At 44.6% G+C, this 14,181-nt stretch carries 20 protein-coding genes; 8 read left to right on the top strand and 12 right to left on the bottom strand.

The window, feature by feature from the left end; genetic code table 11:
* Positions 1 to 41 precede the first annotated feature (41 nt).
* The 10 genes from R7Z50_RS19385 to R7Z50_RS19340 all read right to left on the bottom strand — a co-directional run bounded on the left by R7Z50_RS19385 (position 42) and on the right by R7Z50_RS19340 (position 7,297).
* Positions 42 to 317: an HPr family phosphocarrier protein gene (locus tag R7Z50_RS19385; protein WP_005381120.1), complete on the bottom strand. Its 276-nt coding sequence runs from the start codon at positions 315 to 317 to the stop codon at positions 42 to 44.
* 2 nt (positions 318 to 319) lie between these two features.
* Complete coding sequence (gene rapZ / locus R7Z50_RS19380) at positions 320 to 1,183, bottom strand: RNase adapter RapZ (protein WP_005381118.1); 864 nt, start codon at positions 1,181 to 1,183, stop codon at positions 320 to 322.
* A gap of 14 nt (positions 1,184 to 1,197) precedes the next feature.
* Positions 1,198 to 1,644 (bottom strand): PTS IIA-like nitrogen regulatory protein PtsN, encoded by a 447-nt coding sequence (gene ptsN, locus R7Z50_RS19375; RefSeq protein ID WP_005381116.1) that lies wholly within the window; start codon positions 1,642 to 1,644, stop codon positions 1,198 to 1,200.
* Between the two features lie 2 nt (positions 1,645 to 1,646).
* Positions 1,647 to 1,934, bottom strand: coding sequence for a ribosome hibernation promoting factor (gene hpf, locus R7Z50_RS19370; protein ID WP_005381114.1), 288 nt, complete (start codon positions 1,932 to 1,934; stop codon positions 1,647 to 1,649).
* A gap of 24 nt (positions 1,935 to 1,958) precedes the next feature.
* On the bottom strand, positions 1,959 to 3,428 hold the full coding sequence (locus tag R7Z50_RS19365) for an RNA polymerase factor sigma-54 (RefSeq protein ID WP_005381112.1): 1,470 nt from the start codon (positions 3,426 to 3,428) through the stop codon (positions 1,959 to 1,961).
* Positions 3,429 to 3,478: 50 nt separating this feature from the next.
* Complete coding sequence (gene lptB / locus R7Z50_RS19360) at positions 3,479 to 4,204, bottom strand: LPS export ABC transporter ATP-binding protein (RefSeq protein WP_005381111.1); 726 nt, start codon at positions 4,202 to 4,204, stop codon at positions 3,479 to 3,481.
* Position 4,205: 1 nt separating this feature from the next.
* Positions 4,206 to 4,700, bottom strand: coding sequence for a lipopolysaccharide transport periplasmic protein LptA (gene lptA, locus R7Z50_RS19355; RefSeq protein WP_005381109.1), 495 nt, complete (start codon positions 4,698 to 4,700; stop codon positions 4,206 to 4,208).
* Positions 4,681 to 5,244 (bottom strand): LPS export ABC transporter periplasmic protein LptC, encoded by a 564-nt coding sequence (gene lptC, locus R7Z50_RS19350; protein ID WP_005381106.1) that lies wholly within the window; start codon positions 5,242 to 5,244, stop codon positions 4,681 to 4,683. The genes lptA and lptC overlap by 20 nt, the downstream gene beginning before the upstream one ends.
* Positions 5,245 to 5,330: 86 nt before the next feature.
* On the bottom strand, positions 5,331 to 6,302 hold the full coding sequence (kdsD, locus tag R7Z50_RS19345; RefSeq protein WP_005381104.1) for an arabinose-5-phosphate isomerase KdsD: 972 nt from the start codon (positions 6,300 to 6,302) through the stop codon (positions 5,331 to 5,333).
* Positions 6,303 to 6,331: 29 nt separating this feature from the next.
* Positions 6,332 to 7,297, bottom strand: a complete 966-nt coding sequence (locus tag R7Z50_RS19340; RefSeq protein WP_005381102.1) for a calcium/sodium antiporter — start codon at positions 7,295 to 7,297, stop codon at positions 6,332 to 6,334.
* Between the two features lie 374 nt (positions 7,298 to 7,671).
* On the opposite strand from R7Z50_RS19340, the gene mlaF reads away from it, so the two are divergent.
* From mlaF to R7Z50_RS19300, 8 genes are all read left to right on the top strand, one after another.
* Positions 7,672 to 8,475, top strand: coding sequence for a phospholipid ABC transporter ATP-binding protein MlaF (gene mlaF, locus R7Z50_RS19335; RefSeq protein ID WP_005388422.1), 804 nt, complete (start codon positions 7,672 to 7,674; stop codon positions 8,473 to 8,475).
* On the top strand, positions 8,465 to 9,256 hold the full coding sequence (mlaE, locus tag R7Z50_RS19330; protein ID WP_025767616.1) for a lipid asymmetry maintenance ABC transporter permease subunit MlaE: 792 nt from the start codon (positions 8,465 to 8,467) through the stop codon (positions 9,254 to 9,256). Before mlaF ends, mlaE begins: the two co-directional genes overlap by 11 nt.
* Before the next feature lie 2 nt (positions 9,257 to 9,258).
* Positions 9,259 to 9,747, top strand: coding sequence for an outer membrane lipid asymmetry maintenance protein MlaD (gene mlaD, locus R7Z50_RS19325; RefSeq protein ID WP_005381099.1), 489 nt, complete (start codon positions 9,259 to 9,261; stop codon positions 9,745 to 9,747).
* Positions 9,748 to 9,749: 2 nt separating this feature from the next.
* Positions 9,750 to 10,388, top strand: coding sequence for a phospholipid-binding protein MlaC (gene mlaC, locus R7Z50_RS19320; protein ID WP_206970992.1), 639 nt, complete (start codon positions 9,750 to 9,752; stop codon positions 10,386 to 10,388).
* On the top strand, positions 10,388 to 10,708 hold the full coding sequence (locus R7Z50_RS19315; RefSeq protein WP_005381093.1) for a lipid asymmetry maintenance protein MlaB: 321 nt from the start codon (positions 10,388 to 10,390) through the stop codon (positions 10,706 to 10,708). Before mlaC ends, R7Z50_RS19315 begins: the two co-directional genes overlap by 1 nt.
* 3 nt (positions 10,709 to 10,711) lie before the next feature.
* Positions 10,712 to 10,966 carry a BolA family iron metabolism protein IbaG gene (ibaG, locus tag R7Z50_RS19310; protein ID WP_005381092.1) on the top strand — a complete coding sequence of 85 codons (255 nt, stop codon included), beginning with the start codon at positions 10,712 to 10,714 and terminating at the stop codon, positions 10,964 to 10,966.
* A gap of 9 nt (positions 10,967 to 10,975) precedes the next feature.
* Positions 10,976 to 12,232, top strand: a complete 1,257-nt coding sequence (murA, locus tag R7Z50_RS19305) for a UDP-N-acetylglucosamine 1-carboxyvinyltransferase (protein WP_005388419.1) — start codon at positions 10,976 to 10,978, stop codon at positions 12,230 to 12,232.
* 155 nt (positions 12,233 to 12,387) lie between these two features.
* Complete coding sequence (locus R7Z50_RS19300; RefSeq protein WP_005381088.1) at positions 12,388 to 13,113, top strand: 1-acylglycerol-3-phosphate O-acyltransferase; 726 nt, start codon at positions 12,388 to 12,390, stop codon at positions 13,111 to 13,113.
* An 84-nt stretch (positions 13,114 to 13,197) separates the two neighbouring features.
* Here R7Z50_RS19300 and R7Z50_RS19295 read toward each other — a convergent pair whose 3' ends face one another.
* Positions 13,198 to 13,587, bottom strand: a complete 390-nt coding sequence (locus R7Z50_RS19295; RefSeq protein ID WP_318149213.1) for a RidA family protein — start codon at positions 13,585 to 13,587, stop codon at positions 13,198 to 13,200.
* A gap of 130 nt (positions 13,588 to 13,717) precedes the next feature.
* Positions 13,718 to 14,179: an aspartate carbamoyltransferase regulatory subunit gene (pyrI, locus tag R7Z50_RS19290; protein ID WP_005381086.1), complete on the bottom strand. Its 462-nt coding sequence runs from the start codon at positions 14,177 to 14,179 to the stop codon at positions 13,718 to 13,720.
* Between the last annotated feature and the right edge of the window lie 2 nt (positions 14,180 to 14,181).

Raw genomic sequence — 14,181 nt, 5'->3', positions numbered from 1 at the left:
GGAAGAGAAAGATAATGGGAGGTAAGAAAAAAGCGAGTAAACTACTCGCCTTCATCAAATTTATCTTCGATCAAGTGGCAAACGGCATCCAGTGCTTCTTCCGCTTGCCCACCCGTTGCGTGGATCGTGACGTATTGTCCTTGAGCGGACTCTAGCATTAACAGGCCCATTACGCTGTCTGCTGTGGCGGTTTTGTCTTCTTCATTGTCGATGGTGATGACCGCTTCAAAGCTCTGTGCCAGTTCGACCAGTTTGACTGCTGCACGAGCATGTAAGCCAAGGCGGTTTTGAATCAATACTTTACGACTTAACTCCACGGCTACTCCTTAGCGTTTTTCTCTAGTGAGGTATGGCGAATTTGTACTTGGTGTCCTTTGTTGGCGAAGTATTCACCGATTTGCTGAGTTAAGTACACCGAGCGGTGCTTACCACCAGTACAACCTATTGCAACGGTCAGGTAGCTGCGGTTGTTTTTCTCAAGCAGAGGTAACCAATTCTCTATAAAGCTTTCAATTTGATATTTCAAACTTAACACCGATTGGTGTTGCTCTAAAAATGCGGCGATAGGAGCATCCAGACCTGTAAGCGGGCGTAGTGCTGGTTCCCAATGTGGGTTAGGTAAGAAGCGAACGTCGAATACGTAATCGGCATCGGAAGGCAGGCCGTATTTAAAACCAAAAGACTCAAATACCATAACGAGCCCTTTGCGATCTCTGCCTTCAACGCGCATACGCACGGTTTCACTCAATTCATGCAAAGACTGCCCACTACTATTTAGGACCAGATCTGCATGCGCTTTGAGTGGCGTCAAAATTTGCTTCTCACGCTCGATGGCTTGATCGAGCGAGAGGGAGGTGCCACCTAAAGATAACGGGTGAATTCGGCGTGTTTCGCTGTAGCGTTTGAGTAGCGTTTCTTTATTAGCGTCCAAGAAAAGCACGGTCACATCAAGCTCAGTTTTTAACTGTTCTAGTGTACTCGTCAGTTCTTTTAGCTTTTTAGGAATATTACGAATATCAATGCTGACTGCAACATTCTGTTTGCTGTCAGCAACAGAATGAACAAATGCGTCCAGCAAGTTAACTGGCAGGTTATCAACACAGTAGTAACCTAAGTCTTCCAGTACACGAAGCGCAATACTTTTACCGGCACCTGAGTGCCCGCTAACAACGATTAGTCGCATGGAGTTAGTCCTGCTTATTGGTGAATCATGATGTCGTAAAGTTCTTCATCACTCTGAGCATTACGCAGTAGTTTTAATACTTGCTTATCGCTCAGACGTTCTGCCATAGAGGATAGAGTCTTGAGGTGCTCTTTGCACTGTTCTTCTGGTACAAGGAGCGCAAAAAGAAGATCGACAGGTCGATTGTCAATCGCATCAAATTCGATTGCTTCATCACATTGCAGTAAGACAGCAATGGCCTTGTCGCTTGATTGCATTCTCGCGTGAGGGATCGCAATACCGTTTCCGATACCGGTACTGCCCATTTTTTCTCTATTGAGCATGCATTCGAACAGCTCGGTAGAATCTTGGCCCGTTTGATCAGCCACGATACGGCTGATCATTTCAAGGGCGCGTTTTTTACTCGTGCAGTGGACCGCACTTTTGGTGCAGTCCAATGACAGTATTTCGCTCAGTTGCATGATTAATGACTGTTTAGTTTTTCTTTGTGCTTATTAAGTTGGCGAACCAATTTATCTACCAGCGAATCGATCGCGGCATACATATTTTCGTCATCGGCTGATGCGTGGATTTCGCCTTGATTTATGTGAAGCGTAGCTTCCGCGATTTGAGTAATTTTTTCAACTTTTAGTACAACATGCACTTGATTGATATGGTCGAAGAACCTTTCGAGCTTCTGAAACTTAGAATTTACATAGTCTTGCATTGAATCGGTAAGATCAACGTGATGGCCTTGAATATTGATTTGCATAGACTTTCCTTTTCAGTTAGTGCCTTATAATAGGCGTTTACGCTGACTTGAAGGGGCAATTCCCAAGGATTCGCGATATTTGGCTATCGTACGTCTTGCGACCTGAATCCCTTGGTCAGCCAGAAGAGCAGCAATCTTGCTATCACTCAGTGGTTTGGCAGTATTCTCTGCTGCGACCAGTTTTTTAATGAGTGCACGAATTGCTGTTGACGAACATTCTCCGCCGTTGTCAGTACTAACATGGCTAGAGAAGAAGTACTTCAATTCAAAAATACCACGTGGTGTATGCATAAATTTTTGCGTTGTTACACGAGAAATCGTGGATTCATGCATGTCCACAGCCAAAGCGACATCATTGAGTACCATTGGCTTCATGGCTTCCTCACCATACTCGAAGAAATCTTGTTGATGTTCAACAATACATCTTGCAACTTTGAGTAGCGTCTCGTTTCTACTCTCTAAGCTCTTAATTAACCATTTTGCCTCTTGCAAATTGCTGCGGATGTACTGGCTATCCGCGCTATTACCTTTGCCTAACTGAGCATATTGTTGATTTACTTTTAATTTTGGCACGCTATCCGGGTTTATAGAAACGGTCCATTTGCCATTGTCTTTAAAAACGGATACGTCTGGAATTACGTACTCGGTATCATCAGGAGTGATGCGACTACCTGGACGAGGATCTAACTGTTGGATAAGCTTTAAGACTTCACGCAGATCGGCTTCTTTCAGCTTAGTCTCTTTGATGACGAGCTTGTAGTCACGGTTGCCTAGGTGATCAATATGATCCGCAAGTATCATTTTGGCTTCAGCAAGCCATGGCGTGTCTTCTGGGAAGGTCGTCAGTTGCAGTAACAAACATTCTTGTAAGTTACGCGATGCAACGCCAAGAGGATCGAATTGTTGAATGCGTTTACGAACGGCTTCTACTTCGTCTAACTCTATCTCTTCATTATCGAAGCTCTCATGAATCTCTTCAGGCGACAAAGTTAAATAGCCGTAGTCGTCAACAGCGTCAATAATCGCTAATGCAATCGTGCGGTCGGTTTCACTGAATGGTGTTAGGTCAAGCTGCCACATGAGGTAATCATGTAATGATTCAGTGGTTTCGCCTTGGTAGACGGGCATATCATCATCAAGAGCTAAGCCAGTGCTACCAGTATTCGCGCTGTAGACGTCATCCCAAGTCGTGTCGATTTCAAGTTCAGAGCTAATTTCTGATTTCTCTATCACATCGGAGCTATCTGGAACGTCAATTTCTGTTGGTTCGCTAGCACTGTTGCTATCAGCAGCCTCGACCGCTGACTTATCTTCACCGTTTGCTAGAGGCTCGTCTTGGCCTTCTTCAACTTCCAATAATGGGTTTGAGTCCAACGCTTCTTGGATTTCTTGTTGAAGATCGAGTGTCGACAATTGCAATAAGCGAATCGCTTGCTGCAACTGTGGCGTCATGGCTAACTGCTGACCTAGCTTGAGTTGTAATGAAGGTTTCATTCAGTGTTACTTACCTTGTAATGCTCAGAATCTTACCGTTCCTAATATAATCATAGACGGAATTGTTCGCCGAGATAAACTTGTTTCACCTGTTCATTATTGAGAACTTCTGCCGGAGTTCCCGATGCAATTAGGTGCCCTTGGCTCACGATATAGGCTTTTTCACATACGTCCAGTGTTTCACGTACATTATGGTCAGTGATTAACACTCCGAGACCACGATCGCGCAGATGCTCAATGATTTTCTTGATGTCATTAACCGAAATTGGGTCAACACCAGCGAAAGGTTCATCCAATAAAATGAACTGAGGGTTGGCCGCTAAAGCTCGAGCGATTTCCACCCTGCGTCGCTCACCCCCTGATAGTGCCATACCAGCACTGGTTCTGATGTGCTGGATGTGGAATTCTTCCAACAAATCTTCCAGTTTATCTTGGCGCTCTTCCCTCGTCATTTCTTGACGAGTTTCAAGTACGGCCATGATGTTATCTTCTACTGAAAGCTTACGGAAAATCGACGCTTCTTGCGGAAGATAGCCAATGCCAAGTCGTGAACGGCTATGCATCGGCAAAATACTGATGTCATTGTCGTCAATGGTAATGGTGCCTTCATCGCGAGGTACTAAGCCGACAATCATGTAAAACGAGGTGGTTTTACCCGCACCGTTTGGACCGAGTAGCCCAACAATCTGACCAGATTCAACTTCTAAGCTAACATCAGTGACGACTTTGCGTTTTTTGTAGCTTTTCGCCAAGTTTTTCGCACTCAGTACTGCCATATTAGTTCTCTATCTGATTGGGTTGCAAAATGGTCGTAACGCGCTCTTCCTTAGAGCTATCTGCGACTAGCTTTTGTTTACCAATTTGGTAACGAATCGAAGAACCTTTGATGGTGTTGTTGTCTTGTGCCAGCTGCGCTTGACCTTTCATGGTCAGTTCGTCTGTAGAAATACGGTAATCCAACTCCGTAGCTTGACCACTAAGTGTTTTACCATCGTCCATCAGCTGAGAAAACTTCGCAGGTTTACCAAATGCTTGAATCTGTTTAATTGCTTCGGTTTTAGGATCGCGAGTTACCACGATTCTATCAGCATCGATATTGATGCTCCCTTGCTTAAGAGATACATCGCCTTCAAAAACAACCTGGTTACTCTTCATGTCCACCTGTTGGGTGTCAGAGTTTATGTAAACCGGCTGTTGAGTATCCGACTTGAGTGCCAGCGCTTGAGGCGCCGCCAATACCAGTGCCAGTAGGCTAAGGTGTAACGGTTTCATATCGACCTTGAACTTCATCTGTCAGAGTCGCAGTATGCTGTTTTAAGTTGCCTTGCATTGCGCCTCCAGTAGTTTCAAATTGTGGTCCAACCAACATCACTTGTTGGTCAGCTTTAAAATCACGATTGGTTAGATTAATGACCAATTTGTCTGTTGCCATGGTATCAAAACTCGCACCAGGCAGAAGATTTTGCATTAAGACTTTGTCATATAAAGTCAAAACTTGGTCTTCATCTAACACTGCTCTTGTGGCAGTCACCTTCCATTCAATGACGCTACCTTCACGGTAAACCATCAAAGTCGGGTTATTAAAAATAGTATCTCCACTCTTAGCATAATGGTCTAAGTTAGTGGAGCGAATGATGTAACTGCGGACACCATCTTCACCGTAGGTGATGTTTTCTAATCCAGAACCACTGAACATGGGCAGTTCAGAATCTGGTGCTACTTGAATTGCGTCGTTGCCTTTAGGGGTTAGTAGGTAATAACCGCACCACGCTACAACGAAGATCAAGAGCAAATAAATAAGGCGAGTAAAACTCATATAATGAAGGCCTATCGTTTAGCTCAGTACTTCCCTGACCATTGCCTTTATTCGTCTAATAAATGATTTAAATGTTTGTGCTGATATTACATCACGCCAGCTTTTAGTAAATCGTGCATGTTCAGTGCACCCACAATTTTTTCGTCTTTACATAAAATCAGAGCGTTAATGTTTTTATTCTGCATCAAGTTCAAACCTTCAACCGCCAGCATATCAGGGTGTGCTGTGGTTGGGTTTGTCGTCATGACCTCGCCAATTGCCGTCGTATGAATATCGATACGCTTGTCTAAGGTACGACGTAAATCACCATCGGTGAATATACCAAGCATAGCATCGTGCTCATCGACGATGGCTGTCATGCCTAACCCCTTTTCTGAAATTTCAAGCAGGGCATCGCGAATTAATGCGTCAGGAGAAACTTTAGGTAACGCTTCTCCAAAGTGCATAATATCAGACAACTTAAGTAGCAGTTTTCTCCCCAGTGCACCACCTGGGTGAGATAGGGCAAAATCTTCGGCAGAAAAACCACGAGCTTGAAGCAGAGCTACGGCTAATGCATCTCCCATCACTAATGTGGCAGTCGTACTGCTAGTTGGCGCCAGGCCTAACGGACAAGCTTCTTGAGGTACCGTAATTTGCAGGTGTAAGTCAGACAGCTTGGCCATATTTGATTCTGGCTTACCTGTCATGCTGATGATCTTAATATTCAGGCGCTTTAATACTGGAAATAGAGACAGAATTTCGTTTGATTCACCAGAGTTAGAAATTGCCAGCACAATGTCACCAGGGCTAATCATACCCAAGTCACCATGTGCGGCTTCGCCTGGATGAACGAAAAACGCCGAAGTCCCAGTGCTTGCCAGAGTGGCGGCAATCTTGTTACCAATATGGCCTGACTTGCCAATACCCATAACGACAACTTTGCCGTTGTTGGAAAGGATAAGTTCACACGCTTTTTCAAATTGATCATCAAAGTAGGTATCTAGCTCTTGCAGAGCAGCAACTTCGATATCAAGAACTTGTTTAGCAGCAGCGCGAAAATCAAATTGATTGGACATATCAGATCTCTACTTATTGATCGTGGTAATTAAGCGGTCATGTTTGCGAATAAGTACACTTGGTAACCTAAGAAGCACACAAACAAGATGGCACCTTCAATACGGTTAATACTGCGTGATTTACCCAAACACATAGCGACAAGTAACAATGAAACGCCTAACATGACCCAGAAGTCACGTCCCATCGCGTACTCACTGAGCACCGATGGATTAATGATGCCAGGAATCCCCATTACCGCCAGAATGTTAAACACATTCGAACCGATAATGTTACCGACAGCCATGTCGTCTTCACCCTTTAAAACTCCCGCAAGTGATGCGGCTAGTTCTGGCAGGCTAGTGCCAATGGCGATAATAGTTAGACCGATAACAAGGTCGCTCATACCAAAGTGTTTAGCAATAATTACCGCGTTATCAACCAGCATGCTGGCTGCCAAAGGAAGCAGTATCAAGCCAATAACCACCCACATGATTGCTTTAGGGTTACTGACGCCTTCTGGGATCTCTGACTCTTGGTCATCAAGAAAAACATCACCTGATTTTTGCTCTTTGCGGCTGATTTGCAACATAGCAAATAAAAATGCCCCAAAGAGTACAAACAATAAGACACCCTCATAAAAACCGAGATGGCTATTCCAAAGCAGAATACCAGCGAGTACGGTTACGGCTATCATGAGTGGAAGTTCTCGGCGGATGACGGCGGAGCTAATCGACAAAGGCTTGATCAGCGCTGTAATACCTAGGATTAACGCAATGTTCGCTATGTTTGAGCCTAATACGTTACCCACCGCTGTATCTGTTTTGCCATCCCAAGCAGCGGTTGCAGATACCATCATCTCAGGGGCGGATGAGCCCATCGCGAGGATTGTCATGCCGATGACAAGCGGGGAAATACCGACGTTGCGGGCTATCGCTGCAGAGCCAAAAACAAGTTTATCTGCACTCCAAACAAGCAAAACAAGACCGACTATAAGCAACGCAACGGCTTCGAGCATGAGAATTCCTAAGTATTAAATAAGTAAAATGAATAACCGCTAATTTTGACCTTTTGCGGCCTAAAATGGAAGATAAACGAAGAATAAATTAAAGGTTAGTAACGAAAATGTATGTAAATCTCACTCATTTAAATGAGCAATTCTGGTCTAGGATTTAAACACTTCGTGCTAATTCGGTCATAAACCATGAGAAATTGCAGGGATATACTCGACTTTATTTAATTGAACAGTGCTTTAAATTCAACGCCAATGTGCTTATGATTGCAGCCTAATAAATGTACCGACGTTACTTTATTAAACGTAGAATTCAACTCCGATGAGTATCTGCTTGATGATTCCGTGAGTTGCAACGCTCCTACAGTAGAAGAGATGATATGTCGAACAACGATTTAGTCACCGTGAACAACCTCACTTTTTCACGGGGAGAACGCATGATCTTTGATGATATTGATCTGCATGTTCCTGAGGGCAAAGTGACGGCCATTATGGGACCATCGGGAATTGGTAAAACAACACTGCTGCGTTTGATTGGTGGTCAGTTGTATCCCGAGCAAGGAGAGATCTGGTTTGATGGCGACAATATTCCCTCTCTCTCGCGTAAAAAACTCTACCATGCTCGAAAGAAAATGAGCATGTTGTTCCAGTCAGGGGCTTTATTCACTGATTTGAATGTTTTTGATAATGTCGCCTTTCCATTAAGAGAGCATACCGATTTATCGGAAGACTTGATTCGCACCATGGTGTTACTCAAGCTCGAAGCTGTCGGTCTGCGCGGCGCGGCGCAATTAATGCCGAGTGAGCTTTCAGGTGGTATGGCAAGACGCGCTGCTTTGGCTCGTGCAATCGCTCTTGACCCTGACTTGATCATGTACGATGAGCCGTTTGTGGGGCAAGACCCAATCACTATGGGCGTTTTGGTTGAGCTAATTAGCAATCTAAACCAAGCGTTAGGTTTGACCTCTATTGTGGTTTCTCACGACGTACCTGAAGTCATGAGTATTGCTGACTGGGTATACCTGATGGCCGATGGAAAAATCATCGCCTATGGTACGCCAGAAGAGCTGACTCAAAACTCTGATCCTCGTGTCCAGCAGTTCTTACAAGGTGATGCCGACGGTCCTGTACCGTTTCGTTTCCCTTCTCAAAGTATCGAAAAGGACTTATTTGATGGTCGATAACTTCATTCACTTTGTCGCCTCGCTGGGTCGACGCACGCTTTCTATTTGCGGAGCATTTGGTCGTGCGACTTTCATGTTGATTGGGGCGCTATTTTCTAAGCCACAACCGATCAAAAGCTTTCCTCTGCTTGTTAAGCAACTTTATTCTGTTGGTGTTCAGTCGCTAGCGATCATCGTCGTATCTGGTCTGTTCATTGGAATGGTTTTGAGTCTACAAGGCTATGTTGTGTTGGTGGATTACGGCGCAGAAGGCAGTTTGGGGCAAATGGTGGCGCTTTCTTTACTCCGTGAATTAGGACCTGTTGTTACTGCACTTTTGTTTGCTGGTCGTGCCGGTTCTGCGTTAACCGCAGAGATAGGTCTAATGAAAGCAACGGAACAACTGTCTAGCCTTGAAATGATGGCGGTAGACCCATTGAAACGAGTGATTGCACCACGGTTTTGGGCTGGGGTTATCTCAATGCCTTTACTGGCTATGATTTTCATGGCTGTGGGAATTTGGGGCGCTCAGCTTGTTGGTGTTGACTGGAAAGGCGTTGATCACGGCAGTTTTTGGTCAGCGATGCAGTCCTCTGTTGAGCTAGGGCAAGACATTGGTAACAGTATGATCAAATGTTTTGCGTTTGCAATTACGGTTACTTGGGTCGCTCTATTTAACGGTTATGATGCTATTCCAACATCGGAAGGGATCAGCCGAGCAACTACGCGCACTGTTGTGCATTCTTCTTTAGCAGTACTAGGATTAGACTTTGTACTGACCGCATTGATGTTTGGGAATTAATCATGCAACAAACACGTAAAACTGAATTATGGGTTGGCAGCTTTGTATTAGCGGGAATTTGCGCGATTCTTGTGATGATTTTTCAAGTTGCTGACGTAAAAAGCATTGGCTCTGGTGATACTTATACCCTCAAAGCCGAGTTCGATAATATTGGCAGTTTAAAAGTTCGTTCGCCCGTAAAAGTGGGGGGCGTTGTGATTGGTCGAGTAAGTAGTATTTCGCTTAACCCAGACAACTTATTGCCAGTTGTAACACTATCTATCAATAGCAAATACAATCAGTTCCCAGAAACGTCGAGCGTACAAATTCTGACATCTGGCCTGATTGGTGAGCAATACATTGGTTTAGTACCTGGCTTCGTTTTTGATGATGAAGTCATGCTGGTGGATGGTGATACCATCGAAGACACCAAATCGGCGCTTGTGCTTGAAGACTTAATTGGTCAAGTACTATACAGCGTAGGTGGTTCAGACGACTCAAGTAAGGAATAACTATGTTAGCGAGATTACTACTTTCAGTTTGTGCTGTGTTTAGCGTCTTTGGAGCAACAGCAGCAGAGGTGGATAAAACTGAACCCTATAAGATGATGAAGCAGGTAGCTGAAGTCACGTTCGAAAGATTGAAAGCCGAACAGCCGAAAATCAAACAAGATCCAAATTTACTTAAAGTGATCGTTGAAGAAGAGCTAATGCCTTACGTCAACTACCGCTATGCAGGGTTAAAACTTCTTGGTCCAAACTTAAAAGGTGCTAAGCGTGAAGATGTACTTAAGTTTATCGATGCATTTCGTGCGTACCTGATTGCGTCTTATGCACAAGTGTTGACGCAATACTCTGACCAAAAAATTGAGTTTGGTCCTGAGCCTAGCATTGATGACTCTAAGCGTATTACAAGCATTAAAGTTGATATCATCGATACTCCGCGTCCAAACATCAAACTTGAGTTTAAACTGCGTAAAGACAACCAGTCTGGTGAGTGGGAAGCATTCGATATGATTGCAGAGGGCATTAGTTTGCTTTCTAGTAAACAATCCGAATGGAACAGTAAAATTCGTCAAGAAGGTATTCTATCTGTTGCTAAAGACCTAGAAAAATTGGCCGCAGAACCGATCCGCTTCGAGGCGAAGAAATAATGGCCCAGACTCCCGCTCAGTGGCAATTGGATCAAAACATTCTTAAGCTAACAGGGGCACTTGATAGAGATACAGTGCCTTCATTGTGGGCGTATGCACAGCAATGGCAACCTGCTCAATCGGAGCTGGAATGCTCGCTAAAAGAGATAGAGCGCGTCGACTCTGCAGGAATGGTGATGTTAATCCACTTATTAGAGCATGCAAAAAAGCAAAACTGTCATATAATGCTCAGTTTCGTGCCGGCGCAACTGCGCACTTTGTTTCAACTGAGCAATGTTGAATCTTTAGTGGCCAAACACATACAGAATTATCAGGGGTAAATTGTGGATAGCGCAAAAGTACAACAGTTATTAGAAGAAGCACTAAACCTTCAAGAAGTGCATGTGAAAGGTGAAGGTAGCCACTATGAAGTGGTTGCTGTTGATGCTTGTTTCGATGGAATGAGCCGCGTTAAGAAGCAGCAGCTAATTTATGCTCCTCTGATGGAATACATCCAGCGTAACGACATTCACGCATTATCAATCAAAGCGTTCACACCAGAAGAGTGGGCTCGTGATAAGAAATTGATGTCGCTTTAAGGTTTATTGATGGAAAAGTTTCGAGTTATTGGGTCAGATAAACCACTAGTTGGTGAAGTGACCATTTCAGGTGCAAAAAACGCAGCACTGCCGATTTTATTTGCGTCTATCTTGGCGGAAGAGCCAGTAGAAGTGGCAAACGTACCACACCTTCGTGATATCGATACAACCATGGAACTGCTTAAGCGTTTAGGCGCGAAAGTAAGCCGCAATGGCTCTGTTCATGTTGACCCAAGCAGTATTACAGAATACTGCGCGCCTTATGATTTGGTGAAAACCATGCGTGCTTCTATTTGGGCTTTAGGTCCTTTGGTGGCGCGCTTTGGTCAAGGTCAGGTTTCTTTACCAGGCGGTTGTGCCATCGGTGCCCGTCCTGTGGATCTGCATATTTCTGGTTTAGAGCAGCTTGGCGCAACCATTACATTAGAAGATGGTTATGTGAAAGCAGAAGTGGATGGTCGTCTAAAAGGCGCGCACATCGTGATGGATAAAGTCAGCGTAGGCGCGACGATCACCATCATGTGTGCGGCAGCGCTGGCGGAAGGCACAACAACACTAGATAACGCTGCGCGTGAGCCTGAAATCGTCGATACCGCTGATTTCCTAAATAAGCTTGGCGCAAAAATCTCTGGCGCTGGCACAGATACCATTACGATTGAAGGTGTTGAGCGCCTAGGCGGTTGTAAACACAACGTGGTTGCTGACCGTATTGAGACGGGAACATTCCTTGTCGCAGCAGCAGTATCTGGCGGTAAAGTGGTATGTCGCAACACTAATGCTCATTTGCTTGAAGCGGTTCTCGCCAAGCTGGAAGAAGCTGGCGCGCTTGTCGAAACGGGTGAAGATTGGATCTCCGTTGATATGACCGACCGCGAGCTAAAAGCGGTAAGTGTACGTACTGCGCCACATCCTGGTTTCCCGACGGATATGCAAGCTCAATTTACGCTTCTGAACATGATGGCGAAAGGTGGCGGCGTGATCACAGAGACTATCTTTGAAAACCGCTTTATGCACGTACCAGAACTCATGCGTATGGGCGCTAAAGCTGAGATCGAAGGCAATACGGTTATCTGTGGTGATGTTGAGTCACTCAGCGGTGCGCAAGTGATGGCAACCGATCTACGAGCTTCGGCTAGTTTGGTAATTGCAGGTTGCATTGCTAAAGGCGAAACCGTCGTTGATCGTATTTACCATATCGACCGTGGTTACGACAAAATCGAAAATAAACTGGCTGCACTTGGCGCAAATATTGAGCGAGTGAGCTAGGCAAGTTAAACTGCACCGCAGGTAACTTGGATATCAAGAGAGCCGAAACCTGAGTTTCGGCTTTTTTATATCACTCTCATGACCATATTTTCCCTTTATGGAAAGAGAGATATTAATAGCTGTATCTGGCAAAAGCCGGTTCCTGGAGAACAAGAATGATTGCACTGTTACGTGTATTTGCTGTCGCTATCTTTGCGATTGTTATGTTTATTGGTGGTTGTGGTTACTGCCTATTAAGCCCTAGAAACCCTAAGCACGTTTTCACTTTTGGCCGTTTGTTTGCCAAGATGTCTCGTGTGTTTGGGATTAAGTTAGAGTTGCGTATCCCTGAAGATGCGTATTCACGCGGCCAACATGTTTACATTGCTAACCACCAGAACAACTGGGACATGTTTACTGTTTCTGCGGCTGTGACTCCGAAAGTTGTGACAGTAGGTAAAAAGAGCTTGGCTTGGATGCCATTGTTTGGTCAGCTTTACTGGCTTACGGGTAACATTCTGATTGACCGAGCGAATCGCTCTAAAGCAAAAGGTACTATCGATCAGGTCGTGAGCAGCATGAAAGAAAGTGATGTTTCGGTGTGGATGTTCCCAGAAGGCACGCGTTCTCGTGGGCGTGGTTTGCTGCCATTCAAAACAGGTGCTTTTCATGCGGCAATTGGAGCAGGTGTGCCAATCATTCCTATCGTATGTAGCTCGACGAATAAAATTAAGCTGAACCGTTGGAACAATGGTCATGTGATTGTTGAAATGCTACCTCCAATCAGCACTGAAGGCTATGGTAAAGAGGGCATTCGCGAGTTAGCGAATATCTGTCGTGAACAGATGAAAGAGAAGCTTGAATCGTTAGATGAAGAAGTCAAACAGCGTAATGCTGCTTAAGTTTTACTGCGATATCATCACGAAAAGACAATAAAAAACGGGTAGCCTGAGCTACCCGTTTTTTATGTTTGTCAGCAAGTACAATTATTTGCGAACTGCAATTGCTTCAATCTCGATGCCAACATCTTTTGGTAGGCGAGCCACTTCTACACAAGCGCGTGCAGGGTAGTTTGCTACGCCGTGCTCATCAAAGAACTTGCCGTAAACTTCGTTCACCGTGCCAAAGTCATTTAGGTCTTTAACAAAAACCGTTAGCTTTACAATATCAGATACTTTAAGACCTGAAGATTCAACTACAGCCTTTACGTTTTCTAGAGACTGACGAGCTTGTTCTGCGATATCAGCAGACACTTCACCTGTCGCTGGGTTTACTGGGATTTGGCCTGAAGTAAGAACCATGTTACCTAGATCTACGCCTTGAACGTAAGGACCGATTGCTGCTGGTGCAGACTCAGTGTGAAGTACTTTCGTCATTTGATTTTTTCCATCAGTTGTAGGGAATAAAGATTCTCAGTTTGCCTCTAAACCCTCGGTAGGTAAAGAGCAAAATACCCTGACATTGCAGGGTATTTTAAACGTATCACAGCCTAGTCGTGCGGCGTGTTTATCGCTCGGTTACGATCTCGCGTGAGAACACTTTCTCGCAGTATTTACACTTTAGGCGGATTTCTTGTTTCTTCTCGAACACGCTAAAGCTGCTTTCTACTGGTTCATTATGAGAAATACAGTTTGAATTCGGGCATTCAAATACATCATTGATGCGCTCAGGAAGCTCTAACGCGAGCTTTTTCACCACTTCATAATTCTCGATTTGATTCACGGTCGCGTGAGGAGCATACAACGCTAACTTGCTCGCTTGCTCTTCATTGATAAACACGTTTTCGATTTTGAGTAGATCTTTATGACCGAGTGCTGATGATGGCAAGTTCAGTCCAATCGTTACGCGTTGTGATGAATTGTGCATATCGAACAGTCTTAATACTTTGATGCCGATTTGCGCAGGGATGTGGTCGATGACCGTACCATTTTTGATTGCTTCTACCTGCAATTGAGTTTCTTTAGCCATGA

This window comes from Vibrio sp. 1249-1 (genome assembly GCF_033340495.1).
Note: the sequence above shows the minus strand (reverse complement) of the source record. Positions and strands in the feature narration are given on the sequence as shown.

What these genes read in the sequence shown, in the direction of transcription:
- R7Z50_RS19315 (WP_005381093.1), top strand. Translation starts at nt 10,388, where the DNA reads ATGGCCCAGACTCCCGCTCAGTGGCAATTGGATCAAAACATTCTTAAG.
- hpf (WP_005381114.1), bottom strand. Translation starts at nt 1,934, where the DNA reads ATGCAAATCAATATTCAAGGCCATCACGTTGATCTTACCGATTCAATG.
- mlaF (WP_005388422.1), top strand. Translation starts at nt 7,672, where the DNA reads ATGTCGAACAACGATTTAGTCACCGTGAACAACCTCACTTTTTCACGG.
- mlaC (WP_206970992.1), top strand. Translation starts at nt 9,750, where the DNA reads ATGTTAGCGAGATTACTACTTTCAGTTTGTGCTGTGTTTAGCGTCTTT.
- R7Z50_RS19295 (WP_318149213.1), bottom strand. Translation starts at nt 13,587, where the DNA reads ATGACGAAAGTACTTCACACTGAGTCTGCACCAGCAGCAATCGGTCCT.
- lptA (WP_005381109.1), bottom strand. Translation starts at nt 4,700, where the DNA reads ATGAAACCGTTACACCTTAGCCTACTGGCACTGGTATTGGCGGCGCCT.
- rapZ (WP_005381118.1), bottom strand. Translation starts at nt 1,183, where the DNA reads ATGCGACTAATCGTTGTTAGCGGGCACTCAGGTGCCGGTAAAAGTATT.
- mlaE (WP_025767616.1), top strand. Translation starts at nt 8,465, where the DNA reads ATGGTCGATAACTTCATTCACTTTGTCGCCTCGCTGGGTCGACGCACG.
- kdsD (WP_005381104.1), bottom strand. Translation starts at nt 6,302, where the DNA reads ATGTCCAATCAATTTGATTTTCGCGCTGCTGCTAAACAAGTTCTTGAT.
- ptsN (WP_005381116.1), bottom strand. Translation starts at nt 1,644, where the DNA reads ATGCAACTGAGCGAAATACTGTCATTGGACTGCACCAAAAGTGCGGTC.
- R7Z50_RS19365 (WP_005381112.1), bottom strand. Translation starts at nt 3,428, where the DNA reads ATGAAACCTTCATTACAACTCAAGCTAGGTCAGCAGTTAGCCATGACG.
- pyrI (WP_005381086.1), bottom strand. Translation starts at nt 14,179, where the DNA reads ATGGCTAAAGAAACTCAATTGCAGGTAGAAGCAATCAAAAATGGTACG.
- murA (WP_005388419.1), top strand. Translation starts at nt 10,976, where the DNA reads ATGGAAAAGTTTCGAGTTATTGGGTCAGATAAACCACTAGTTGGTGAA.
- R7Z50_RS19300 (WP_005381088.1), top strand. Translation starts at nt 12,388, where the DNA reads ATGATTGCACTGTTACGTGTATTTGCTGTCGCTATCTTTGCGATTGTT.
- mlaD (WP_005381099.1), top strand. Translation starts at nt 9,259, where the DNA reads ATGCAACAAACACGTAAAACTGAATTATGGGTTGGCAGCTTTGTATTA.
- lptB (WP_005381111.1), bottom strand. Translation starts at nt 4,204, where the DNA reads ATGGCAGTACTGAGTGCGAAAAACTTGGCGAAAAGCTACAAAAAACGC.
- R7Z50_RS19340 (WP_005381102.1), bottom strand. Translation starts at nt 7,297, where the DNA reads ATGCTCGAAGCCGTTGCGTTGCTTATAGTCGGTCTTGTTTTGCTTGTT.
- lptC (WP_005381106.1), bottom strand. Translation starts at nt 5,244, where the DNA reads ATGAGTTTTACTCGCCTTATTTATTTGCTCTTGATCTTCGTTGTAGCG.